Source organism: Pseudomonas tremae (assembly GCF_001401155.1).
GTDB classification, from domain to species: domain Bacteria; phylum Pseudomonadota; class Gammaproteobacteria; order Pseudomonadales; family Pseudomonadaceae; genus Aquipseudomonas; species Aquipseudomonas tremae.
Map to the genome: position 1 here is coordinate 1 of NZ_LJRO01000116.1, position 631 is coordinate 631.

At 52.3% G+C, this 631-nt stretch carries 1 pseudogene; it reads right to left on the bottom strand.

Annotated features, from left to right (window positions below):
• Window positions 1–631 (bottom strand): annotated as a pseudogene (locus tag ALO43_RS28490) (dermonecrotic toxin domain-containing protein); the annotation flags it as partial.

The window sequence follows — 631 nt, forward strand, 5'->3', positions numbered from 1 at the left end:
AACATGCTGTTGAACCAGCGGAAAACGATGCCGTCGGAAGCATTCAGTGTGCACAGTACAAGCGGTCCCTTATCGAATTTCCCCGCGGGAGCGATCAGCATGACATTGGTCATCTTGAATTGATTGACAGTGAAAAACCTGACTTCGATGGCTTCATCTTTGATGGTTCGGCGCCCTTGCGGTGCTGGCGAATCCAGCACTGCTTTGATCCACTAACGACCCGCTGGCGCAAACGCCAGTTTTTCGATCTCCAGCAGCATCATCTTCATCTGAGCTTCCAGCATGACTTTTCGTGACTGCTTGAGTTGTTGCGCATACGCCGATGTTTTCAGATTTAGGTCGAGGTACTCGCTGAGGTGTTGGGGGGCCTCAATGGTTGTAACCAATTCCTTGATGGTGGCTTTGTCCAGTTTCCTGATGACTGCGCCTTCACTATCCATAGCCTGGATCAGCAATGCATCCTTAGCTTTGGCCCGGTAGGCATGGGTGTGTGCCAACTGCCATAGCGAAGTCTTCGCGGTCTCGGTTGCGGGCATCATAGGCGCGCCGGGAATATCCAGCACTTCAGTGCCGGTTGTATAGGTCAGTGAAACAATAATGTGCTGCGCTGCTACCTCCACTGAGGCTCGTT